Here is a 24184-nt window from a genome sequence, read left to right as displayed (position 1 = left end):
GGGCACGGCAATGGCGCGCAAAGGCATTATTCTCGCAGGCGGATCGGGCACGCGCCTGTATCCGATTACGCATGTCGTCTCCAAGCAGTTGCTGCCGGTCTACGACAAACCGATGATCTACTACCCGCTGTCCACACTGATGGTGGCGGGTATTCGTGACGTGCTGATCATTTCCACGCCGCAGGACACGCCGCGCTTTGAGGCAATGCTTGGCGACGGCAGCCAGTGGGGCATGAACATTCAGTACGCGGTTCAGCCTTCGCCGGACGGCCTCGCGCAGGCGTTTATCATCGGGCGTGACTTTGTGGGCAACGATCCGTCGGCGCTGATTCTCGGCGACAACATCTTTTACGGCCACGATCTCGCGAAGCAACTCGAACGCGCCAATGAAAAGGATGAGGGCGCCACCGTCTTCGCTTATCACGTGCACGATCCGGAACGGTATGGCGTGGTCGAATTCGACAAGCAGTTTCGCGCGCTGTCGATCGAAGAGAAGCCGGTGAAGGCGCGTTCCAACTACGCGGTCACTGGGCTGTACTTCTACGACAACCAGGTTTGCGATATCGCCGCGGACATCAAACCATCGCCGCGCGGCGAACTTGAAATTACCGACGTCAACTCGTGTTATCTGGCCAACGCCGCGCTTAATGTTGAGATCATGGGTCGTGGCTATGCGTGGCTCGACACGGGCACGCACGATTCGCTGATCGAAGCAGCGACGTTCATCGCGACGCTGCAGAAGCGGCAGGGTCTGGTAGTCGCGTGTCCGGAAGAGATTGCGTACCGTCAGCAGTGGATTGACGGCGAGCAGTTGCAGGCGCTCGCCAAACCACTCGCGAAGAATGCCTACGGAAAGTATCTGCAAAACCTTCTTACGGACCAAGTTGCATGGCCATCCAAGTAACCGCTACCGCGCTGCCTGAAGTCAAAATCATCGAGCCGAAAGTGTTCGGCGACGCACGAGGCTTTTTCTTTGAAAGCTTTAATGCGAATGAGTTTGCGGAGAAGGTCGAAGCAGGCGTCGAGTTCGTGCAGGACAATCACTCGCGCTCGGCCAAAGGCGTGCTGCGTGGATTGCACTACCAGATTCAACACGCGCAGGGCAAGCTCGTACGCGTCGTGAGCGGCGAAGTTTTCGATGTCGCGGTGGACATTCGTCGGAGCTCCCCCAATTTTGGAAAATGGGTCGGCGTGGTCCTCTCCGATGAGAACCGGCGGATGATGTGGATTCCAGCGGGATTCGCGCACGGATTTTTGGTGACGTCGGATACCGCGGATTTCTTGTACAAGACCACTGATTACTGGCATCCGGAAGCGGAGCGCTCGTTGCACTGGGCGGATCCATCCGTTGCTATCGAATGGCCGCTGACCGGCGAGCCTACGTTGGCTGGAAAGGACTCGGCTGCGCCGAAATTGCCAGATGCCGAGGTCTTCGCATGAACTCCTCCGCAGCGACGCGCGTGAAAGGTCCAGTCCTGATCTTGGGCGCAAATGGGCAAGTTGGATTCGAGCTTGTGCGGACCCTCGCCGGGCTCGGGCAAACTCATGCTTTCCTGCGGGCCGATATGCCGTTGGACGAGCCTGACGCCGTGCGCAAGATGATGTCGGACATGAAGCCGTCGGTCATCGTCAACGCAGCCGCCTACACAGCAGTCGACCGTGCTGAAAGTGAGTTCGAGGCTGCGAAGGCAGTCAACGCTGACGCGCCCGGACTTCTGGCTGAATGTGCAAATCTTGTCGGCGCCGCGCTGGTTCACTATTCCACCGACTATGTTTTCGACGGCCGTCGTTTGCCTGACGCTTCGGATGCCGGGTATCAGGAGCACGATCCGACAGGCCCGTTGAATGCCTACGGCAACACCAAGCTACTGGGCGAGCAGGCGATCATGGCACAGGCCAAGCGCTTTCTGATATTTCGGACAAGCTGGGTATATGGACTGCGCGGCAAAAACTTTCTTTTGACGATGTTGCGTCTGGCACGCGACCGTTCGGAATTGAAAGTTGTGGCAGATCAATATGGCAGTCCCACGTGGAGCCGCACTATTGCCACGTTGACCGGTCACGTGCTCGCTCAACAGCAGGCCCCCACGTGCGACACAGAGGCGTGGTGGAGCGAGAACTCTGGCACGTATCATATGACCGCTGCCGGCAGTACCTCGTGGGCGGGCTTTGCGCGTGAGATCTTCCGCGAAGCCATTCCGGACGGGTCCAGGAGACCCGCTGTCGTCCCCATTCCGTCTTCGGAATATCCGACTCCGGTTGAGCGGCCTGGCAACTCTCGTCTATCGAACGAGAAGCTTCAAAGGCAATTTGGGCTGCAACCACCGGAGTGGGACGATGCGTTGAGGCAGTGTCTCGGTGAGGGCGCAATTGTCAACGGCTAACCGCGAAACCGATTCGGGGCGTTTTGGCGCGGTCGTCGTTTTCTTTCATCCAGACCATGAATGTATTCAACGAGCGAATCGCCTCGCCACGGTTATGCGTTGTGTCGTGGTCGACAACACGCCGCTCAACGCTCCAGTAATGCATACCGCGGCACTTGATCCGGACGTCGTAGTGGTCAGCAATCACGCGAATTTGGGCATTGCGACAGCGCAGAATCAAGGCGTGAATGAGTTGCTGAGTTTTGGCGTGGAGTTCGCCTTCCTGTTCGATCAGGATAGCGATGCTAGCGATCAACTCCTTCGTGGGTTGATTAGCTATTTTGCCGACACGCCCGACTCGGCGAATCAGGTCGCTTTGGCCGGTCCAGCGTATTTCGACAGCAGGTTTGGCGGCGTGACGCCGTTTGTTCGCTTTATGCCATTTCGCATCAGGCGAGTGGTCCCGCAGGGCACGCTACCGATAGACGTCGACTTTCTCATCTCGTCGGGTTCATGCGTCAACCTGAAGTACTGGAATCAGATCGGGCCGATGGAAGATGACCTGTTCATCGATTTTGTCGACGTCGAATGGTGCTTGCGCGCGAAGCGGCGAGGCTTCCGGATTGTCGGTTTGCCTTGGCTCGTGTTGACCCATTCGTTGGGTGAACGGCCGGTCAAACTGTTGAACAGGTTTTACCCGATGCACAGCCCGATTCGTCGCTACTACCAGGTGCGAAATGTGTTGGTTTTGCTTTTTCGCAAGGATGTGACGTGGGTGTGGAAGTCCCGCGAGGCTCTCCGCCTCCCAATCCGGATTCTGATTTACATCTGCAAGGGGGGCGGACCGACGAGGGTTAACGCTCGCATGGTCTGGCGAGGAATACAGGATGGTCTGCGCGCACGGCTTGGGCCGTTTGGCGGATTTTAGAAATGCGGAAGTTATGATGGCCTGGTGCGCCATACGTGGCACCCGGAAAAATTGGTGGGAATATAAATGAGTAAATGGGTGAGATACCTCCAGACGTTTTTGCGAACTCCGTTTGAGCATCGCTACCTGTTGAGCGAGCTTATTAAGCGCGATATATCGGTGCGCTACCGTGGGTCGTTAATGGGTCTTTTGTGGGCTGTGGTTAATCCATTGCTTATGCTCGTCGTTTATACCTTCTTTTTTAGTGTGGTGTTTAAAGCGCGCTGGAATACTACGGGTGATTCGAAAGGCGACTTTGCGCTTTTGCTATTTTGCGGATTGTTGGTTTTCAACTTTCTCGGCGAATGTTTGAATCGCTCGTCATCTCTTATTCTGGCGAACTCGAACTATGTAAAAAAAGTTCTATTTCCGCTTGAGGTACTGCCGTGGGTCGTGGTTGGGTCCGCGCTTTTTCACGCGGTAATTGGCTTCGCCGTTTGGTTCTGCTTCTTTATCGCAATCAAGGGCATGCCGCACCCCACCGCGCTTCTGCTTCCGATTGTTTTGCTCCCGATTGTGTTCTTTTCGGTCGGCTTCTCGTGGCTGCTGTCTTCATTCGGTGTTTACGTTCGTGACATCGGGCAATTCGTAACGATCGTTACTGCGGTGCTTCCCTTCACATCGCCTATCTTCTTTCCGATCTCGGCGTTACCTAAGGATTTTCAGATTTATATGTATCTGAATCCTCTGACAACAGCTATTGGTCAGGTCCGTGATATCTTGTTTTTCGGGAATTTTCCGAGCGCGCTGGAATTTAGCGGATATTTTTTGTTGTCTTTGATTTTTGCATTTTTATGCTACGTATGGTTCCAGAAAACTCGCCAAGGATTTGCTGATGTCATGTGACGACATTATTCTTGATGTTCGTGACGTATCCAAGGTGTTTCGTATTTACGACGCACCAGTGGATCGTCTCAAGCAATCGCTGGTTAATCGCCTGTTCCGCGCTTCGTCAGAGAATCGGAAATATTTCAAAGAATTCTGGGCGCTTAAGGACATCAACTTCGAGGTCAAGCGTGGCGAGACCGTTGGCATAATCGGACGCAATGGCGCAGGCAAGTCAACGTTGCTGCAGACTATTTGCGGCACACTGCTTCCGACGCATGGAACGGTCGAGGCACGTGGCAAGATATCGGCGTTGCTTGAACTCGGCGCGGGATTCAACCCTGAATTCACCGGACGCGATAACGTCATGCTCAGCGGCGCGATCCTCGGGTTGACCCGTGAGGAGATTCTGCGGAAATTTGATGACATTGCGGCGTTCGCCGATATCGGGCAATTCATCGATCAGCCGGTCAAGACCTATTCGAGCGGTATGTACGTGCGTCTTGCGTTCTCCGTGGCTTGCCACGTCGAACCGGAATTGCTCATAGTCGACGAAGCGCTTGCCGTAGGCGATTCGGTTTTTCAGGCAAAGTGTATGAACCGCATTCGTCGGATGATGAACGACGGACTATCCCTGCTCTTCGTCAGCCACGATATCAGCGCGGTTAAATCGCTTTGCTCGAAAGCCGTCCTGCTGGAGCAGGGGCAAATGCTGTCGTTTGCGGACACCGCACATGTCGCCAATCTTTACACGGGCATCGTCCACGAAAAAAAGGCGCAAGACGAGAGTGGCTTCGAGAAAACCGCGGCCATAGAACGCGTTGGCGACGGGGCTGCGGTGTATCTTTCCGTAGAGACTACCGATGCATATGGGCGCGCGAAGGAGACGTTCAGCCACGGTGACGACATCTACGTGGTGTGCACTGTAAAGATCAATGTCGACAGCCAGATGACTGGTGTGGGCATCCATATCAGAGACAGGACGGGAGCGGACGTCGCTTATCTCGACAACCTGTTAGAGCAGCAGTTTTTGACGAACGCCAAGGCCGGAGAGATATATCGTTTGAAGTGGTGCGTGCCCTGCGTGTTTGTGCGGGGGCGCTATGACATCGCAACGGTGATTTCACGGCCCGGACCTGAGGCGAGCGCCACAAGCGAGATTGCGGAAGACTATGTGATCGGTGATTTTGTCGCTGTCGCAGCCCAATTCGGCGTGATTGGTGACTGGAACATCTATGGAAATTTGCGTCTTGGGGCGTTGAAAGAGGTTCAGTTCCTCACACAAGAAACGACTGAGGACAAGATTTTACCGCCGGATTCGCCTCCGCGAGTTCTGTCTGATGTTCCGGCGGACTTGTCCCCTTTGATGTTGCATCTTGCGTGCGGTCACAATGTCATCCCTGGTTGGATCAATGTCGACGCATATGGTGGGGAAGAGGTTTACCGTTGGGACTTGGCGAAGGGGTTGCCCTTTCCGGACAGCAGCGTCGACTACATATTTTGCGAACACTTTATCGAGCATCTTCCGAAGGGCGAGGGTTGGACCTTTCTCGTTGAGGTTCGCAGAGTCTTGAAGCCAGGTGGTGTCTTGCGCTTGTCGACTCCTTCATTGACCTATTTGGTCGAGCGGTACAAGGAAGGAAAGTTGGACGAGTGGGACGATGTCGGTTGGGTCGTAAATGAAGGAGCTGACTTGATCAACGAAAGTCTTCGCAATTGGGGGCATCAATACATGTACGACGCTCCTGCACTCGTGGCTGCGATGACCAGCGCTGGCTTCGCAAACGTGACGCCTGTGCGATGGCGCGAGAGCGGCCACGCACCGCTCAACGGCCTTGAATGCCGTCCTTATCATCAAGATCTCATTTACGAGGGGACCAAGGAATGATCATTACCGTAACCAAGCCGACTCTTCCTGAGTTGGATGATTATGTCGAATTGCTTCGTGGAATCTGGCAGCGAGAATGGTTGACCAACCATGGTCCGCTGGTGAACGAGCTTGAAACAAAGCTAAAAGAATTCGTTGGCGTGCCCAATACGCTTTTTCTGGCAAACGGCACAGTAGCGTTGCAGATTGCGATCAAAGCACTCGAATTGAAAGGCGAGATCATCACCACGCCTTTCAGCTACGTGGCGACGACATCGAGCATCGTCTGGGAAGGATGCACGCCTATCATGGCGGACATTCTCCAGTCGAGTCTGACGATTGATCCGGCTCGCATCGAAGAAGCGATTTCCGACAAAACCACCGCAATTTTGGCTACGCATGTGTTCGGAAACGCATGTGAGATCGACAAAATTCAGGACGTGGCCGATCGGCACGGCTTGAAGGTTATTTACGACGCGGCGCACGCGTTCGGGACAAACTACAAGGGGAAATCAATTCTTCATTATGGAGATATTTCCACCACGAGTTATCACGCTACCAAGCTGTTTCACACGATCGAAGGCGGTGGCGTCTTTTCACCGGACCCGGCTCTGGTGGAGAAAATGGCACTCCTGCGCAATTTCGGACATTTGAGCCCAACTTCGTTTGGACCTGCGGGCATCAATGGAAAGAATAGTGAATTTCATGCGGCGATGGGGTTGTTGAATCTCAAGAAAATAGACGCGTACCTCGCGCGCCGTCGCGAGGTTGCCGCACGCTACGATAAGAATTTCAAGGGGTCTGGGCTTGTTCGCCCGGTTATCACCGAAGGCTGTGATGCGAACGACGCTTATTATGCGGTTATTTTTCCGAGTGAATCGGATTTGCTAAAAACACTGAAATTGCTTGGTGAATATAGCGTTGTCCCCCGGCGATATTTCTACCCATCGCTGTCAGAGTTGTCATACGTTGGTCCGTCGAACGTGCCGATTTCTCAGGATATTTCGCGGCGGGTGCTCTGCCTCCCAACGTATTACACGATCTCCGATTCAGAGGTTGATATGATTAGCCAACTCGTATTGCGAGCATAAAGGTGGTGCGATGAGTCCTCATGGTGAGCCGAGAGTATCGGTACTGCTGGTTACTTACAACCACCAGGAATACGTTGCACAGGCGTTGCGCAGCGTATTGAATCAGGATTATGAAGGCGCGATTGAAGTCGTAGTCGCGGATGACTGCTCCACGGACGGTACGCTGGACGTTATCAAACAATTTGTCGATACTGACCTGAGATTTACATTTCGATTTCTCGAGTCCGGTAAAAATCTTGGAATAACTAAGAACTATCAGCGCGCTTTCGCCGCCTGTGACAGGGACTATGTCGCGGTTCTGGAAGGCGATGATGTTTGGACGCATCGTTCGAAGCTCACAAAGCAGATTGCGGTTCTGGACGATTGTCTGGAGTGCGTTCTTTGCGCATCCAACTATTTCGTTTGGGATGAAGGGAATGCGCGTTTTACGGCGCGCACCTCGGTTGACCGTCCGGGCTTTATGTATATGGACAGCCGGTACGTGATCGGTGACAACCTGCCGGGTAATTTCTCCGCCTGCGTATATCGCGTGAATGCTCTTCGGAAACTCACGCCACAGTTATTCGACCTGAAAGCATACGACTGGGCTGTAAATATTTGCATTGGTATGTTTGGTGTGATGGCTTACGTGCATGAGCCGCTTTCGATCTATCGAGTTCACGGCGGTGGTGCGTGGAGCGGATTGAGCGCCGCCAACAAAATTCAGGAACAACTCGATGCGGTTGACCAGTATGACAAAGTCACAAAGGGCATCTACGAACACGAGTTCGGAGAACTGCGACGTCAACTCAAGCAGCGTCAGCTGATTGAGAAAGGCTCGTCGGCGTTGGGGGTTCGTGCGGGGTTAAGGGGTATCAAGCGTGCAGTCAGACTGGCGACGCCTCCCATCGTTCTGCAGATATTAAGATGGGTCTTGCCGCCTGCGTTCTTTTTAATACTTTCGCGCCTGTAACTAGTACGGAGTGAGTGTGATTGGTCCCTTTGTTTCGGTGGTGATGCCTAGCTATAACCACGAAAAATTCGTTGCAGGCGCAATTGAAAGCGTGCTGTCTCAATCGTTTGAGAATTTCGAGTTTCTTATTTCGGATGACGGTTCGAAGGATGGCACGCAAGCCATCATCAGCAAATTCACCGATCCGCGTATCAAATTTCTGGCTAACCCAGTCAACCGCGGCGCCTGTGTCGTACACAACGAACTACTTGATTTGGCGCAAGGAAAATATGTTGCGCTTATCAATTCTGACGATATGTGGCGTCCCGGTAAGCTGGCAAGCCAGGTCGCTTATCTGGAAGCCAACCCAAGTGTGGGCGGCCATTTTGGACGAGCCGGCTACATAGACAAGGACGGCAATAGCTTGTCGAAAGGGGCGGTTGCCTTCGGGCGCGTTTTTGACCAGCCCAACCGTACGCAGGCCGAATGGATTCGATTTTTCTTCGATGTCGGCAACTGCCTATGCCATCCGACCAGCATGATCCGCAGAGAGTGCTATGTCGAGCTCGGCGGCTATAACAACCGGATGCGTCAGCTTCCGGATTATGATTTATGGGTCAGATTTCTAAAGAAATATTCGCTGCATATTGCCGATGAGCCTCTGATCGATTTTCGGGTGTTGCCTGGGGAAAATGCCAGTGCGCACACGTCCGAGAATTCGATTCGAACGATTAACGAGCACTACCTGATCGCGGCGCACTTTTTCGATGGCATGGATGCAGACCTCTTCATCGAAGCGTTCAAAGATCGCGTCAAATCCGATCGGAATGCGTCCCGTGAACAGATTGTCATCGAACAAACGCTGCAATATTTTGTTCATAACCAGTGGCTGGGTGGTGTATATAAAGCCGTTGGCTTGCAGCGGTTATTTAACCACCTGTGCGATCCGGCACAGCGGGAAATATTGCTGAACGTCTATGGCATAGATGATCGCGAATTTCAAAAAATGTCTGCTCATTTTGATGCTTTCCGGCCCAACGTTCCTCTGTCGACGGTGCCTGACCACCAGATAAAGGAAGAGTTTCTGAAAAGAGTAAAGCTCAGACTCGGGCGGCGGGTTCGGATGGGTTGGAAAAATAGACACTAAGCAGTATCGGCGGAGTAAATGGCAATGAAAAAGTGGAATGTTTTGGTATATCCGGCAGGCACGGAAATAGGTTTGGAGATTGCTCGGTCCTTGAGCTTTTCGACACACTTCAATCTAATTGGTGCTAATTCTTTGCATGATCATTCGGATATTATTTTTTCAAATTTGATCGCCGATTTGCCCTCTGTCGATAACAAAGAGGCTCTGATCGGTGAGATACAGAGGCTTGTTCGTGAGCTCGAAATCGATATTCTGTTCCCGGCGCACGACGAGGTGATGGAGTTATTTTCGTCCACCTCCTTTGCACCGACAAAGGTCATTGCGCCCACGCCCGAGGCGGCTAAAGCGTTGCGATATAAGAGTGCTACGTATGATGCGCTTCGAGGCGTGTCGTTTTTGCCCAAGATTATCCACCAAGGTAATGCCGAGCAGACGCCACTGCCCCTTTTTGCCCGCCCGGACCGTGGCCAAGGTTCCGTGGGCGTGTTCAAAATCACCGCACCAGAGCAACTTCTTCAATGCTGGGAAGGTGAGCGTGCGTATATCGTCACGGAATTCCTGCCGGGCGCGGAATATACGGTCGATTGTTATACGTCGCGCGACGGCAAGCTTCAGTATCTTTGCGCACGCGAAAGGCAACGGATACGAAACGGCATCTGTGTACGCGCGGCTGAGCAGGATCCGGCCGAATTCCTGCCAATCGCTGAGGAAATCACCAGCCGTATTCCCGTTAGGGGGCCATGGTTTTTTCAGGTGAAGCGAGATGTTGACGGTGTGCTTCGACTGATGGAAGTGGCGAATCGCGTTGCGGGAACCATGGGATTTGAGCGTCTGAAAGGCGTGAACCTCGTGCAGTCCATCTTGTGGGAGACGCTCGGGTATTCAATTGCACTCCCTAAAGTGCCGGTGGCGACATTTATTTATGATCGAGCGTTGTACGAGGGAATTAAAATCTCCGAGCCACTCGAACATTTGTATGTCGATCTGGACGATACGTTACTTTTCTCGGATGGCACGGTAAACTACGAACTTCTCGGGCTCCTGATCGGCCTTAGAATCAATCGCGGCACGAAAGTCACTTTAATAACGCGGCACGACCGAGTGGTGGAGGAAACGCTTTCTCAGCTCGGTATTACGGAGCAATTCGATAACGTTGTTCACTTGGACAAGGTCGAAAGCAAGGCGGCGTACGTCGTGGGTAAAAACGTGGTTTTTGTCGATGACTCCTATGCCGAACGCGCAGCGGTCGCCAAGATGAATCCAGACGCCTGGTGTATCGGCCCGGAATCGCAACGTGTTCTATCTGGGTACCTGAACTGACTTTCGCTGGGGTCCAACTCGTTAGTTGGCGAGCCGGGCAGCGAGCGCAATTGCTTGCGGGGCGACCGCCGTCGGACTTTCTGGTAACAATGAGCAAGCCAACTTGCTCGGGGCCGGACTTTGACGCACACTCGGTTCTGCCTTTTAGATGTATGTTGCGCGGAGTTCGTCGAAACGGCGAAGCACTTTTCCCACATGAACAATAATAGAACCACTCCGCGCGAGCATTCCGTTAGCTTGACCGTCTCTTTGGTTGTGTATCGGTCAGAGTCGGCGCAATTGGCACACACGATCCGAAGTCTGGGTGCCGCTTGCCAGACACTGCGTGCCGCGAGAAATACGCTTCAAGCAGAACTTATTGTCGTCGACAACGGTGGTCTGCCGGACATCGCCGCCGAGTTGTCGGCGCTCCGTCTTCAGGGAGTGACCTGCTCGGTTATTTCAGGGCAAGGCAATGTCGGTTATGGAGTTGGGCATAACCTGGTGATTGAGCGGGTGGCAAGCACCTACCACCTGATACTGAACCCCGACATCGATCTCGATCGTCACGCGCTTTTGAACGCACTTGAGTTCTTTGACGCGAACCCTGAGACGGGGTTGCTCGCGCCTCGCATAGGCGACGAAGCCGGAGGGATCCAGTATCTGTGCCGCCGTTATCCCACGTTGCTCGACTTGTTTGTAAGAGGTTTTCTACCAGCTCGTCTACGTCCCTTTTTTTCGGATCGCCTCGCTCGCTACGAGATGCGTGACAAGATCAATGAGCACGACGTTGTGTGGGAGCCGCCAATCGTCAGCGGTTGTTTCATGCTCTTTCGAACGGCGGTGCTCAAGAACCTGAGAGGATTCGATCCTCGCTATTTTTTGTATTTCGAAGACTACGACTTGAGTCTTCGCGCTCACGAGGTCGCCAAGGTCGTCTACGTACCGGCCGTGCAAGTCTTGCATCACGGCGGCGGCGCGGCGCTCAAAGGCTCGGCGCACATCCGCATGTTCATGGCGTCCGCGTACAAGTTCTTCAATCGCTTCGGCTGGAGGTGGTTATGAGTCACGTACTCGTCACCGGGGCGAATGGCTTTGTCGGGAGATCACTGTGCCACGCGTTACAGGGTGCGGGACATGGCGTCGCAGGTCTCGTGCGCCGTGCGGGGCAATTGGAGCGCGATGTCGACGAGTGGCTCGATTCCAGTGTGGATTTCGCTGGCGTCGATGCGGCTTGGCCCGCGGCAGGGCAAATCGATTGTGTCGTCCATCTCGCGGCGCGCGTCCATGTCATGCGAGACAAGGCCGTTGAGCCGGACGCCGCGTTTCGCGCGACCAATGTCGACGGGGCATTGCGCGTCGCTCAGGCGGCTTGGCAACGTGGTGTGCGGCGTTTCGTGTTTGTCAGCAGCGTCAAGGCGCTTGGCGAGCATAATGTTGGCCGCCCGTTGCTCGAAGACGATCTCGCGAAACCACAGGACGCGTACGGGCGCTCGAAGCTCGCCGCCGAGCAGGCGTTGTTGAGATACGGGCAGGAGACGGGACTGGATGTCGTAATCGTTCGGCCGCCGCTTGTGTATGGTCCGCACGTGCGTGCCAATTTTCTGCGACTGATGGACGCCATTTCGAAGGGAATGCCTTTACCGCTGGCGTCCGTTGCCGCGCGGCGCAGCCTCGTATATGTCGACAATCTCGCCGACGCGCTGATGCGCTGCGCGACCGACGCCCGCGCAGCACGGCAATGTTTCCATGTCGCGGACGCCAACACGCTGACGGTCGCCGAGTTGGCGCGCGCGCTTGGACGGCATCTGCAGCGGCCCGCGCGTCTCGTGCCCGTGCCGGCAAGCTGGCTGCGTCACGCGGGCCGGATGATCGGGCGTTCGGCGTATGTGGACCGACTGATCGGACCGCTTGAACTGGACACTACCCGAATTCGCTGTGTGCTCCACTGGGAGCCGCCCTATTCAATCGACGAAGGACTGGCCGCAACCTGTCGCTGGTATCGATCCACGCACTGAGAGCGCGTTAATGTTGGCGTATTTTTCTACCGTTCCGACATGGGCCGTACTCCTGCTAGTCGCGTTCGCCGCGGCAGGTGTGTGCTGCATGATCTTGTGGACGCTCTTGCGGACAGGCTTGGCCTGGCGGCTCGCTACGGACATACCTAATGACAGATCGCTTCACTATGCGCCGACGCCGCGCGTGGGTGGTTGGGGCATGGTGCCGGTTATCGTGGGCGCCACTTTGCTGCTGGCGCCAGACCTATGGTGCGCGGCGCTTGGCACCGCCTTCCTGGCAGCGATCTCGCAGGTCGACGACCGGCGCGGCTTACCGGCGCGAGTCAGATTCCTGGCGCATCTGGTCGCGGTGGCGGTGCTGGTCGTGCTGTTTCCTGCCGAGGCTCCTTGGTGGATCCTCGCAATTCTTTCTGTTCTGATGATCTGGTTAGTCAATCTTTACAACTTCATGGACGGAGCGGACGGCCTCGCCGGCGGTATGGCGTTCTTCGGGTTTGCGGGTTACGCAGCCGGTGCGCTGTTGAGTGCGCACCCTGTGATGGAGTTGGCAGTCGCCGCAGCAATCGTCGCTGGCACCGCAGTGGGCTTTCTGTTGTTTAATTTCCACCCCGCACGCATTTTTCTCGGCGACGCTGGCTCGGTCTCGCTTGGTTATCTTGCCGGTGCATTTGGCTATTGGGGGTGGCGGGGGGGAGCTTGGCCGCTTTGGTTCCCAATTCTCGTGTTCGCACCGTTTATCGCCGACGCATCGGTCACGCTCGCGCGCAGGCTGCTTCGCGGCGAAAAATTCTGGCAGGCGCACCGGGAGCACTACTATCAACGTATGGTGCGTTCCGGTATGGGGCACGCCAGAACTGCGTTGACATGGTACGCCGTGATGCTAACGGGCATAATGCTTGCTGTGTTTCTACTTGGCCGTCCCGCAACTTTTCAGGGGTGCGCTGTCGCTGTTTGGGTCGTCGTTCTCTGCTTGGCAGGCGTAGTGGTTGATACGCGCTGGCGTCGTCTCCAATCAACACTGTCCGACAACTGAGGTATGACGCTGATGTTTAGAAACAAGGCCACTTGGCTATCTTTCAGCGCTTTCCTTTTCGACCTATGCGCCGTCGCGGCCTCGTGGATCACCGCGTATGTCATCCGCTTCAATGGCATGGTCCCTGAAGATTTCAGGGTGGGTGCCATGCACTCACTCCTTTGGGTTCTGCCGGCTTACGGCGTCATGTTTCGCATCTTCGGCCTGTACCGTGGCATGTGGGTTTTCGCGAGCCTGCCGGACCTGATGCGCATTTCAAAAGCGGTGATTACCGGCGCGCTGGTGGCGGTAGTCGTTTCCGTCATGGTTCAACCAGTGCCGATCGTGCCGCGCTCGGTTCTGGTTGTGTCACCGCTCTTCCTGTTTCTGGCGATGGGTGGTTCGCGCGCGCTCTATCGGGCGACCAAGGAGTTTTATTTGTATGGTGGACTGGTCGCGCAAGGCAAGCCGGTTGTCGTGATCGGTGCCGGTAACGCTGGTGCCAGCCTAGCACGCGAACTGTCGCGCTCAAGCGAGTGGCGTCTTGTCGGCTTGCTCGACGACGACGTTTCCAAGCACGGTCGTGAGATCTACGGCTATAAGGTACTTGGCTCGATAAGCGAATTGCCGCATATGGCCGAGTCGCTGAAAACCGAATACGCGATTATCGCCATACCATCCGCTTCAGTGGAAGTTCAGCGTCGCGTTGCTACGCTCTGCGTACGTGCAGGCGTGCATGCGTTGGTGCTGCCGGCTTTGACCGATGTCACTCAAGGTCAAGGGTTTCTGTCGCGCGTCCGGCAGATCGATCTGGAGGATTTGCTAGGTCGCGATCCGGTTACGATCGATACGCCGCACGTTGAGGCGCTGTTGCATGATCGTGTGGTCATGGTCACCGGCGCCGGCGGGTCGATTGGTTCCGAATTGTGTCGGCAGATCCTGCGTTTTCAGCCGGCCCAGTTGCTCGCGTACGACTTGTCCGAATTTGCGATCTATCGCCTCACCGAAGAATTGCATGAGCGCTTTCCCGGTGTGTCAGTTATCCCTGTGATCGGCGATGCAAAGGATTCGCTGCTGCTTGATCAGGTGATGTCGCGGCATACGCCGCACATCGTCTTTCACGCAGCCGCCTACAAGCATGTGCCGTTGATGGAAGAATTCAACTCGTGGCAAGCCGTGCGCAACAATGTGCTTGGTACGTATCGCGTTGCGCGGGCCGCAATACGCCACGACGTGAAGCATTTCGTGCTGATTTCAACCGACAAGGCGGTCAATCCGACCAATGTGATGGGGGCGAGCAAGCGCCTGGCGGAAATGACGTGCCAAGCTCTGCAACAGACCAGCGCGCGCACGCAGTTCGAAACCGTGCGTTTCGGCAATGTCCTTGGCAGCGCTGGCAGCGTAATTCCGAAGTTCCAGCATCAGATTGCCAAGGGTGGCCCGGTCACCGTAACGCACCCGGAAATCACACGGTTTTTCATGACGATTCCAGAGGCATCCCAACTGGTGCTACAGGCTTCAAGCATGGGGCACGGCGGTGAAATTTTTATTCTGGATATGGGCGAACCGGTCAAGATCGTCGATTTGGCGCGCGATCTGATTCGTCTGTACGGTTTTAGCGAGGAACAGATCCGTATCGTATTCACTGGCTTGCGCCCCGGTGAAAAGCTGTACGAGGAGTTGCTGGCCTGCGATGAAACCACGACCCGTACGCCCCATCCAAAACTGCGCATTGCGCGAGCGCGTGAAGTGTCGGATGATCTGTTGGACAAGTTGTTGCCGTGGCTCATGCAGCACCGCGTGCCGGGGGATGATGAGGTGCGTCGGGACCTGCGTCGCTGGGTGCCTGAATATCAACCGGCGGTTGCGCCAGCGTTGCGCGCGGTTGACGCAATCTCGCGAGCTTCGTAAAGGTTGATCATCGCTGCCGGCGCGAATGCGAGTTACACGGCAAGCGTCGGTGCCGCGAAGAATTGCAACCATCGTGGATGCCTACATGGCAGCCAATCCTACATTGAAGGGGACGTTTGGCCGCATCAGTCGGCGCATTTTTTCCCATGCGCCGAATCCAACAGCCGTTACGCCCGCGCCGTCGGTCCCGCACCATTGAGATCGGGCTTCTTCGGGGAGCGTCGTTTCAGTTTGAGGATCGGCTGTTCAACGATCTTCCATGAAAGCCACGCCAAGGGCAGCGTGATAACGAGTGTGGCGATCAGCAGTTCGGCAACGTTGAGGTCGAACCCGCGGCTCCGCGAGACGAAGACAATCGTTTGGGACACCGGCCATGCATAGACATAAGTGCCATACGAAATGTCATCCCGGAGATTGACCAACGGTTTGGCAACGCCGCCGAGATACGCCAAGACCAACGGCAGGGCTGCGAGGTAGATAACGCGGCGTGCCTCACTGTCGGTCACGCTAGGTCCCCAAAGGAATGCGATATTGTGGCGTACTAGGGAGAGACCTAAATCTGACGTATAGGGGGCTGCCGCAAAGATCAGTAGAGCAAGCGCCGGCAAAAAGACCGCCGTCAGATTTATCCTGTCTTTGGCGACACGGATAAATGCGCCTGAGATGAACATCATCAGCAAAGGCGCGATCACGGCGTATGCATCCGACGCATCATGAAGATGCGTCAAATAAAGCAGCCATGAGGCGAAGAACGCGACTGGCATCCCTGCCGGGGTCAGCACGCCGATCAAGCCCGTCAGAAGAACCAGCAAATAGCAGACGATTTCCCACGTCAGAGTCCAGATCGGACCGTTCGCGATATAAGGGACGGGATTGGTTTTAAAGCCGCCGCACAAATGCCAAACCAGATGCGAGAAGAGCAGTGCGACGAATAACGCCGGCACGATTCGCAGAAAGCGGTTCGTGACGAACGCGAATGGCTTGGGGTTCCTTAGATAGCTTTCCGTGATCAGATAGCCGCTGATGACAAAAAAGCCGTGAACCGATAAGTTACCCAAGCTACGGTCCCAGAGTACCGGTTCGGTCTGTCCTAGCAGGGCGAAGGAATGCGAGAAGATCACCGCGAGTGCAAACATCAGGCGCAGCAGGTTGTAGTTGTTGCGGTGCATCTGGATTTCGTGGGAACTGTAATCTACGAATTATATCCAAAATGCAAAAATTCTTTGACATTGTTGCCGACGCTTGCTGGCTGGAATGAATCGCACCGAGTAAGACGGGGTCGACCCCGAGACTTAGCAGCAGGTTTGCCTGCAGCCCAGGATTGCTCACCCCTTCCCCTTCCTAACCACCATCCACCTAGGCGACTTAAACCGCACAATACTCATATAGAGCCAGACATAAGTCGCCGCAAACACCACCACAAAACAAAACAAATGCAGCGTATGCCGCCAGAACAACGTCGCCGGCACCACTGCTATCAGACAAAGCAGCCATAGATACGGCGAAGTCAGCGAATTCCTCCGCGTCAACTCCCGCGCAGTTCGCACACCCACCGCCCAGCGCATCAGCCGCTTATAAACCAGCATATGCAGATGCACGCCATCGGGAATCCCCGGCGACATCCCACGAATAAACTTCTTCCGATAGATGGAGAAGCACGTCTCAAAGATCGGATACATAAAAAGCAGCACCGGGTACCACGCCGACACATCGCGATTACGCATCACCAGCATGATCGACAGTTCGGCGAGCATGAAGCCGATGAAATACGCGCCCCCGTCCCCAAGAAAAATCAGCCCCGCCGGAAAATTCCATATAAAGAACCCAAGCACCGCGCCCATCATCATGAACGACGCCGACAGCACGATCGGATCCGACACCTCGAACGCCACGTAAGCCAGCGACGCGAACATCATGAACGCGACCATGGAAGCCAGGCCATTGAAACCATCGATGATATTGATCGCGTTGGCGAGCGCCGCGACAGCCAACACAGTGACCGCACAGGAAATCACCGCATACGAGAGCAGGAAATCGAGCGGCGGCACACTAATACGCGTGACGGCGATATTCAGCAGGAAATAGGCGAGGGCGGCCGCCGCCATCGTGCAAGCGAGCCGCGCAAGCGGCGAGACGCGCTTGGTCAAATCCTCGACCAATCCCGAGCCGAACGCCGGCATGCCGCACGCAATGAGCCCGAGAATGCCGTTCGACACAGCGGGATACGCATGATGCAACTGCACCGCGGACACGATCAGCCCAACCAGAATGCCCGCCCCGCCAATGCGCGGCACCGGACGCACATGGAATTTCTGCACGCCGGCCAGATCGGAATCGGTGGAGAATTTCTCATGCAGATGCGCATAGCGCACGATCAACAGCGTGATCAGCAGTGAAACGAGAAAGCCGAGCGCAAAACTAAGCATGAAAGTGGGCCTGAGCGAAGACGCCGAATTATACAAACGAAACGCGCACTGTCCTGAAAAGCAGCACTCGCTCCGGCCGCGAGAAAAATCCCAGATAGTGGCGCTTAGATCGCCCGCAAACCCATGCCTGTCATGGATTTCACCTATTTAACGCGGTCTCCGGAAGGCCGTTAACCTGGATGCGGCGAAGTATAGTTGAAGGCGAAAAAAGGACCGTCGCCGGTGCATCACGGGGTTCGCCGCCGCTTAAATAAGACGTTCCGGAGACACAATGCTAAACAACATCACCATTCGTGGCGGCCTGACACTTGTGATCAGCGTATTCGTCGCGTTCCTGCTCATTGTGATCGGCGTCGGCTATGGCGCCCTGAAGCTGGCGAATAGCAGCCTCGACGAAACGCAGCACCGCGCGGTTGCGCTGTCGCATCTGAAGGCGAGTTCAGAGAAGCTGCTGCAAGTGCAACTCGCGCTCGGCTCCTATCAGACGCTCTTTAGCGTCGGCAAGCAAACCGATGATCTGTTGCCGGCCGCGCACAAGGTGCTGGTCGAATCGAACACGGACTTCCGCGACTACATGGCCGGTCCGTTCGCGAGCGAGGCCGAGAAGAAGCTCGCACAGACCGTCGAGCAGGCGCGCACCGCGCTCGTCGATAAAGCGGTCGAGCCTGCGTTCAAGGCGTTGACCGATTTCGACTTCAACACGTTCCGCAACATCCAGGGCGAAACGGCCAACGCGTTCTACGCGACCTATTCGAAGGCAATCGACGCGCTTCAACGCTTGCAGATGGATAGTCAGCGTCAGCAGGCCGAAACGGCCGCGCAACGCTTCCGGATGGCGACGCTTTTGTTCGCGGCGATCGGCGCGATTGCCATCGTGGTTGGGGTGATGGCGCGGATCGGTTTGTCGGCGGCGGTCATCAAGCCGGTCAATGCGGCCATCAAGCACTTCGAGCGCATTGCCGCGGGCGATCTGACGATCGCGATCCAGAGCCGGTCGCGCAACGAGATGGGCCAGTTGCTCGGTGCGCTGACAAAGATGCGCGACGGCCTGGTGGAGACGGTGTCGAAGGTGCGCGGCAGCACGACGGCGATTACCCAGGGCGCGAATGAGATCGCCTCGGGCAACGCCGACCTGTCGTCGCGCACCGAGCAGCAGGCGGCGGCACTTCAGCAGACCGCGGCGAGCATGGACCAGCTCTCGGCGACGGTGAAGCAGAACGCGGACAACGCGAAGCAGGCGAATCGGCTTGCGCATGGCGCACTGGATACGGTGACGCGCGGCGGTACCGTTGTGTCGCGCGTCACCGAAACGATGGATGGGATCACCGAGTCATCGCGCAAGGTGGCCGAGATCATCGGCATGATCGAAGGGATTGCGTTCCAGACCAACATCCTGGCGTTGAACGCGGCGGTGGAAGCTGCGCGGGCCGGCGAGCAGGGGCGTGGGTTCGCGGTGGTGGCCTCGGAAGTGCGCAGTCTGGCGCAGCGCTCGGGCACGGCGGCCAAGGAAATCAAGGCGTTGATCGGCGATTCGGCGGCTCAGGTACAGCAGGGGGCTTCGCTGGTGGCCGAGGCGAGCCGGACGATGAATGAGGCGATGCAATCGGTCGAACGCGTGACGGGGATCATGGGAGAGATCGAGGCAGCAGCGCTGGAACAGAGCGATGGAATCGAGCAGGTGAATAAGGCGATCACCCAGATCGACGAGGTCACGCAGCACAACGCTGCATTGGTTGAAGAGGCCGCTGCCGCGGCTAAGTCGCTTGAGGAGCAGGCCGCCGTTTTGAGGGATGCTGTGGCGGTGTTCAAGGTTGCCGATCCTCTGGCGAAGCAAGGAGGGTATGCGGCCGCGCGTGGGGCCGAAATGGTGGGCGTGCCTGCAGCGCTTGCGGCTTCCTGATCTTTTTGCCCTGCACGATGGCGGGTCGTCTGTTTGCCATGAACAAACCGACGACGCCGCAGCCAAAGGCAAAAATCAACCGCTAAACCCCTGCGGATTCGCCGACTGCCACCGCCAATGATCCGCGCACATGCGCTCGATCCCAAACTCGGCGCGCCAGCCGATCACCTCCAAAGCCGCCGCCGGATCGGCAAAACACGACGCCACGTCGCCCGGCCGGCGAGCCACGATTTCATAGGGTACAGGCCGCCCCGAGGCCTTCTCGAACGCCTTGACGACATCGATCACGCTATACCCCTGCCCAGTCCCGAGATTCACGACAAAACTGGCATCGCGCTTAACCAGCGCATCCAGCGCGGCCAGATGCCCGCGCGCCAGATCTACAACGTGAATATAGTCCCGCACGCCTGTGCCATCGGGCGTCTCATAGTCGCCGCCGAACACCCGCAGCTTTGCCAGCTTACCCACGGCAACCTGCGCCACATAAGGCATCAGATTGTTAGGAATCCCAGCCGGATCCTCGCCAATCAACCCGCTCTCGTGCGCGCCGACCGGATTGAAATAGCGCAGCGTGGCGATCCGCCATGAAGCATCCGCCACTTCCAGGTCACGCAAAACCTGTTCGGCCATCAGCTTCGACTGCCCGTACGGATTGGTGGCCGACAGCGGAAAAGATTCATCGATCGGCGAGCGCTTCGGCACGCCATACACGGTCGCGGAAGAACTGAACACGAACTGCTTCACATTGCGCTCGCGCATCACGCCGAGCAGCGTCAGCAAACTGCCGACGTTATTGCCGTAGTACTCGATCGGCTTGGCGACCGACTCGCCGACCGACTTCAACGCGGCAAAGTGAATGGCGCCGGTGATCGGGTGTGCGTCGAAAATACGGTTGAGCGCCGCTTCATCGCGCGCATCGGCTTCGTAGAAGGTCACGGCCTTGCCGGTGATCTTGTCCACGCGCCGCAGCGATTCGCGATTGCTGTTCACGAGATTGTCGATTACCACGACGTCGTAACCGCCGTTCAGCAGTTCGACACTTGTGTGCGAGCCGATAAATCCTGCGCCGCCCGTTACCAGAATCGTACCCTTCGTGGTCATGCTGCTGCTCCCTTAAAGTAAAACGCCCGTCATTTTTTGCACCAGGTCTTTATATCGTTCGACGACGACGCGTTCGTCGAATTCTTCCGCGACTTTCTGCCGACCGCGTTCAGCCATCGCGCGGCGCTCAGGCCCGCTCATGTCGAGCATCTGCGCCAGCTTCGCCTCAAGGCTCTTTGCATTGCGCACTTCGCACAGCAATCCATTGACGCCGTCTGCCACCACCTCCCGGCAGCCAGGCACGTTGGTCGCAACAATCGGCCGGCCCATCGCCGATGCTTCCATCAGCGTGCGCGGCACACCTTCACGATACGACGGCAGTACGACGCAGTCCGCATCGGCAATCAGGGGCCGCACGTCGTGCGCCTCTCCAAGATACTCGATGATGCCTTCCTGCTCCCACGCGGCGACATCTTCACGGGTGATCGCGCTCGGGTTGTCGACCCCGACCGGACCGAGCAATTGGAACCGGGCCTGGGGATAACGTTCACGCAAATGCCGTGCGGCTTCGACATATTCGCTCACGCCCTTGTCCCACAGCAGCCGCCCGATCAGCACGAATTTGAATTCGGCCCGCTCGGGCAGCGGCGTGAAGGCGAACTGCTGGAGATCGACGCCTTCGCCATGCAAGAGACGGGCACGCTCAGGATGCACCAACAAATTCTGATCGACAAACGCTGCCTGGTCGTCGCGATTCAAAAACCAGATTTCACGCGGAAAGCGAAAGGCGAAACGGTACAGTTTTTTGGCGACAAGCGCTGCGCGGCTGTGCTGGATGAACACGTAGCCGAGCCCGGTTGTCACCGCAACCGACTGCACGCCGGCCAGTTTCGCGGCGATCGAGCCGTAGATGTTCGGCTTGATCGTGTAATGAAACACGACGTGCGGGCGGATGCTTCTATACAGACGATACAACGACCATAGCGTATGCAGGTCGTCGCGTGGGCTGGTGCTTTTGGAGGCCACCGGCAATTCGATGCAACGGCATCCCATCGCGGTGAGCAGGTCGAACGTGCGGTCGCGCGGCGCGAGGACCGTCACGTCGACGCCGCGTCCAACCAGCATGCGGATCAGCCCTTGCCGATACGTATAGATTGCCCAGGCGGTGTTGCAGACGAGTGTAATGCGCAGCGCGGGCGTCGACTTAAAGGCAGGCTTCATGCGGGAACGGGCTCGACGGTGAAGGGATTAATGGCTCGCACGCGGCGCGAGCAAAGAGCGCTTGACCCGCTGCAATGCGCGGTAGGGCGTGACCAGATGCAGCAGATTTTTTGCGAGGCCGAGCCAGTCGTACAGATTGGCGGCGTTGAAGTAGCGCAGTTGCAGCCGCAACGTCGAGCTCACCTGGCGGCGCCGCTTCGTCGCGCTGATACCGCCTTCGTTCAGCTCGTAGTAGAGCCCGAGCTCTGGCAGATTCGCGCAGTCATGGTGCTCCATCAGGCGCATGAACAGATCGAGGTCTTCGGCGGACGGATACGCCGCGCGATAGTTGCCCACTGCGCGTACCGCGTCGATGCGCAGCATCATCGAAGGATGTGCGAGACAGGAACGGAAGAAGCGCAAACGACGAATCTCATTCGGCTCGGCGGGCGGCGTCAGCATGAAGAGCGGTTTGCCTTCCCGCGTGACGACCTGCGTCCACATGCCGAGGCCGGCGACGTGCGGATGCAATTCCATGAAGGCGCGTTGTTTGGCGAGCCGTTGCGGCACGCTGAGGTCGCCCGCGTCGATGCGTGCTGCGTAGCGAAAGCCGCGCTGCGCAAGGGCGTCGATGCCGGTTTGCAGCGCACGCTCGATGCCGCCGTTCTGCGGCATGCGCAGCACCTCGATCTGCATGTTGGCGATGGCCGGCGCGACGATGGGCGGCGTGCTGCCATCATCGACGATCAGCACATGCACGAGCGCGCTTTCGCTGAACGACGCCAGCGTGAGGTCGACGTCGGCCTGGCCGTTGTACGCGGGCATGAGTACCGCGACGTCGTCGAGGGAAATATGCCCGGCGGCGGATGAATTCGTCATGGGCGCAATTTGAAGCGGATGTAATAAAGATTAACCGACGCAGCCGCCAGATAACCGGCCGCGAGACCCACCAGCGCACCGTAAGCGCCAAGCCGTGGAATCGCCAGCAGATTGACCGCGAACGCAACGGCCAGCGCCAGCAGCCACTTCGAGAGCAGCACGAATTTGGCCTGGTATTTCAGCACGATCAGATTGCCGATCGCTTCGATTCCAGCCGGCACGGAGAGCCATACGGCCCAGCGGAAAATCTCGATGGCGCCTTCAAAGTTCGGCCCGAATACGCGGCGGATGATAACGCCAGCCAGCAGATCCAGCACGATTGCGCCGCTCACCATCAGCGCGGCGGTCATCGCCGTGAGCCGCCACACGTTGCGGCGCAAATGCGCGGCGTCCTGCACGCGGTAGACGAAGGCGGGCGCAATCGTCTGCGCGAGCATCAGTGCGAGCGTGATCCAGTTTTCGTTCAACTGCTGCGCGGCGGAATAGCGTCCAAGGTCGGCGAAGGAAATCGCCCGTTCGAGCATCAGCCTGTCGAGTTTCAGGAACAGATACATACAGATCAGCCCGAGCCAGAACACCGTGCCTGCGGTCGCAAAGTGCTTGAAGAGCGAGCGGTCGACGTGCCAGCCGAGCTTGCCGCCATGCCGGCGGATGTAAAAGATCAGCAGAACCGCGCCGATGAGCGCCGATTCGGCGGCCCACAGCCAGCCGAAGCGCGCGGGCGTGGCCGCGGCGCGCACCAGCAGATAGACGAAGCCGGCCTTCAGCACGGCAGTACTCATGCTGGTGAGCAACTGCGGCTTGCTGTACGTCATGCTTTGCAGCCACGCGTTGATCACGCCGACGAACGGTTCGCGAAACAGCATCGTCACCGCGAGGCCGGCCAGCATGGCGCCCACGAGCGGATCGAAGAAGTGCAAGGCGATGCCGAGCCACGTGAGCAGCAGCGCCGCTATGGAAACAGAAATGCGCAGCGCGAAGGCGCTGCCGAGCACGGTGCCCAGCTGCGCAGGCGGCCGGCTGACGATGGTGGGCACCAGAATTTCCGCGCCGCACACCCAGGTGATCGGCGAAAGCACGAGCAGCAGCGTATTCGCGTACTGCCATTTGCCGAAGGTGTCCGGCCCGAAGTAGCGCGCCAGGATGCCGCTGATCACGATCGCGACGCCGATCTGCGTGAGCCGCTCCAGCCCGAGCCAGACGATATTGGCGAAGGCGCGGGTGACGTCGGGATTGGCGAAACGCTTGAGCGTCAGCATCCGGTCGACGCTCGCCAATGCGGTTGCGCCCGTTGTGCGCAGCACGGC

Annotated in this window: 21 protein-coding genes; 15 read left to right on the top strand and 6 right to left on the bottom strand. The window is 57.1% G+C overall.

The features are described from left to right. The first annotated feature begins 10 nt into the window (after positions 1 to 10). The 14 genes from rfbA (at position 11) to ACAX43_RS10910 (ending at position 15431) form a co-directional block, all read left to right on the top strand. Positions 11 to 904, top strand: coding sequence for a glucose-1-phosphate thymidylyltransferase RfbA (gene rfbA / locus ACAX43_RS10975; RefSeq protein WP_370708842.1), 894 nt, complete (start codon positions 11 to 13; stop codon positions 902 to 904). Next, complete coding sequence (gene rfbC / locus ACAX43_RS10970) at positions 889 to 1440, top strand: dTDP-4-dehydrorhamnose 3,5-epimerase (protein WP_370708424.1); 552 nt, start codon at positions 889 to 891, stop codon at positions 1438 to 1440. Before rfbA ends, rfbC begins: the two co-directional genes overlap by 16 nt. Further along, complete coding sequence (gene rfbD, locus ACAX43_RS10965) at positions 1437 to 2384, top strand: dTDP-4-dehydrorhamnose reductase (protein ID WP_370708423.1); 948 nt, start codon at positions 1437 to 1439, stop codon at positions 2382 to 2384. The genes rfbC and rfbD overlap by 4 nt, the downstream gene beginning before the upstream one ends. Continuing rightward, the gene (locus ACAX43_RS10960) at positions 2371 to 3291 is read left to right on the top strand and encodes a glycosyltransferase family 2 protein (RefSeq protein WP_370708422.1); all 921 of its coding nucleotides are present in this window, start codon (positions 2371 to 2373) and stop codon (positions 3289 to 3291) included. Before rfbD ends, ACAX43_RS10960 begins: the two co-directional genes overlap by 14 nt. Positions 3292 to 3357: 66 nt before the next feature. Continuing rightward, on the top strand, positions 3358 to 4176 hold the full coding sequence (locus ACAX43_RS10955) for an ABC transporter permease (RefSeq protein ID WP_370708421.1): 819 nt from the start codon (positions 3358 to 3360) through the stop codon (positions 4174 to 4176). Then, positions 4166 to 6043: an ATP-binding cassette domain-containing protein gene (locus tag ACAX43_RS10950; RefSeq protein WP_370708420.1), complete on the top strand. Its 1878-nt coding sequence runs from the start codon at positions 4166 to 4168 to the stop codon at positions 6041 to 6043. Before ACAX43_RS10955 ends, ACAX43_RS10950 begins: the two co-directional genes overlap by 11 nt. After that, positions 6040 to 7113 carry a DegT/DnrJ/EryC1/StrS family aminotransferase gene (locus tag ACAX43_RS10945; protein WP_370708419.1) on the top strand — a complete coding sequence of 358 codons (1074 nt, stop codon included), beginning with the start codon at positions 6040 to 6042 and terminating at the stop codon, positions 7111 to 7113. Before ACAX43_RS10950 ends, ACAX43_RS10945 begins: the two co-directional genes overlap by 4 nt. Positions 7114 to 7123: 10 nt before the next feature. Further along, on the top strand, positions 7124 to 8065 hold the full coding sequence (locus ACAX43_RS10940) for a glycosyltransferase (RefSeq protein ID WP_370708418.1): 942 nt from the start codon (positions 7124 to 7126) through the stop codon (positions 8063 to 8065). A gap of 16 nt (positions 8066 to 8081) precedes the next feature. Beyond that, entirely contained in the window at positions 8082 to 9191 is a 1110-nt protein-coding gene (locus ACAX43_RS10935) for a glycosyltransferase (RefSeq protein WP_370708417.1), read from the top strand. Positions 9192 to 9215: 24 nt separating this feature from the next. Beyond that, positions 9216 to 10511: an ATP-grasp domain-containing protein gene (locus tag ACAX43_RS10930; RefSeq protein WP_370708416.1), complete on the top strand. Its 1296-nt coding sequence runs from the start codon at positions 9216 to 9218 to the stop codon at positions 10509 to 10511. Positions 10512 to 10706: 195 nt separating this feature from the next. Further along, on the top strand, positions 10707 to 11555 hold the full coding sequence (locus ACAX43_RS10925) for a glycosyltransferase family 2 protein (protein ID WP_370708415.1): 849 nt from the start codon (positions 10707 to 10709) through the stop codon (positions 11553 to 11555). Next, positions 11552 to 12508, top strand: a complete 957-nt coding sequence (locus tag ACAX43_RS10920) for a UDP-glucose 4-epimerase family protein (RefSeq protein ID WP_370708414.1) — start codon at positions 11552 to 11554, stop codon at positions 12506 to 12508. Before ACAX43_RS10925 ends, ACAX43_RS10920 begins: the two co-directional genes overlap by 4 nt. A gap of 10 nt (positions 12509 to 12518) precedes the next feature. Further along, positions 12519 to 13541, top strand: coding sequence for a glycosyltransferase family 4 protein (locus tag ACAX43_RS10915; protein WP_370708413.1), 1023 nt, complete (start codon positions 12519 to 12521; stop codon positions 13539 to 13541). A 12-nt stretch (positions 13542 to 13553) separates the two neighbouring features. Continuing rightward, positions 13554 to 15431, top strand: coding sequence for a polysaccharide biosynthesis protein (locus ACAX43_RS10910; protein ID WP_370708412.1), 1878 nt, complete (start codon positions 13554 to 13556; stop codon positions 15429 to 15431). A 167-nt stretch (positions 15432 to 15598) separates the two neighbouring features. Here the strand turns inward: ACAX43_RS10910 and ACAX43_RS10905 are convergent, their stop codons facing one another. Beyond that, the gene (locus ACAX43_RS10905) at positions 15599 to 16600 is read right to left on the bottom strand and encodes an acyltransferase family protein (protein ID WP_370708411.1); all 1002 of its coding nucleotides are present in this window, start codon (positions 16598 to 16600) and stop codon (positions 15599 to 15601) included. Positions 16601 to 16756: 156 nt separating this feature from the next. Beyond that, positions 16757 to 17857, bottom strand: a complete 1101-nt coding sequence (locus ACAX43_RS10900) for a glycosyltransferase (protein WP_370708410.1) — start codon at positions 17855 to 17857, stop codon at positions 16757 to 16759. A 271-nt stretch (positions 17858 to 18128) separates the two neighbouring features. Here ACAX43_RS10900 and ACAX43_RS10895 point away from each other — a divergent pair, with 271 nt between their 5' ends. Next, positions 18129 to 19757, top strand: a complete 1629-nt coding sequence (locus ACAX43_RS10895) for a methyl-accepting chemotaxis protein (RefSeq protein WP_370708409.1) — start codon at positions 18129 to 18131, stop codon at positions 19755 to 19757. 75 nt (positions 19758 to 19832) lie between these two features. On the opposite strand, the gene galE is transcribed toward ACAX43_RS10895, so the two are convergent. The 4 genes from galE to ACAX43_RS10875 are packed head-to-tail and all read right to left on the bottom strand — an operon-like array spanning position 19833 to position 24136. Further along, entirely contained in the window at positions 19833 to 20858 is a 1026-nt protein-coding gene (gene galE / locus ACAX43_RS10890) for a UDP-glucose 4-epimerase GalE (RefSeq protein ID WP_370708408.1), read from the bottom strand. A 12-nt stretch (positions 20859 to 20870) separates the two neighbouring features. Continuing rightward, positions 20871 to 22019 (bottom strand): glycosyltransferase family 4 protein, encoded by a 1149-nt coding sequence (locus ACAX43_RS10885; protein WP_370708407.1) that lies wholly within the window; start codon positions 22017 to 22019, stop codon positions 20871 to 20873. A gap of 27 nt (positions 22020 to 22046) precedes the next feature. Then, a complete protein-coding gene (locus tag ACAX43_RS10880) occupies positions 22047 to 22877 on the bottom strand; it encodes a glycosyltransferase (RefSeq protein ID WP_370708406.1) in 831 nt (276 codons plus the stop codon). Continuing rightward, positions 22874 to 24136 carry an oligosaccharide flippase family protein gene (locus tag ACAX43_RS10875; protein WP_370708841.1) on the bottom strand — a complete coding sequence of 421 codons (1263 nt, stop codon included), beginning with the start codon at positions 24134 to 24136 and terminating at the stop codon, positions 22874 to 22876. Before ACAX43_RS10875 ends, ACAX43_RS10880 begins: the two co-directional genes overlap by 4 nt. Between the last annotated feature and the right edge of the window lie 48 nt (positions 24137 to 24184).

This window comes from Paraburkholderia sp. IW21 (genome assembly GCF_041321145.1).
Lineage (GTDB): Bacteria > Pseudomonadota > Gammaproteobacteria > Burkholderiales > Burkholderiaceae > Paraburkholderia.
Note: the sequence above shows the minus strand (reverse complement) of the source record. Positions and strands in the feature narration are given on the sequence as shown.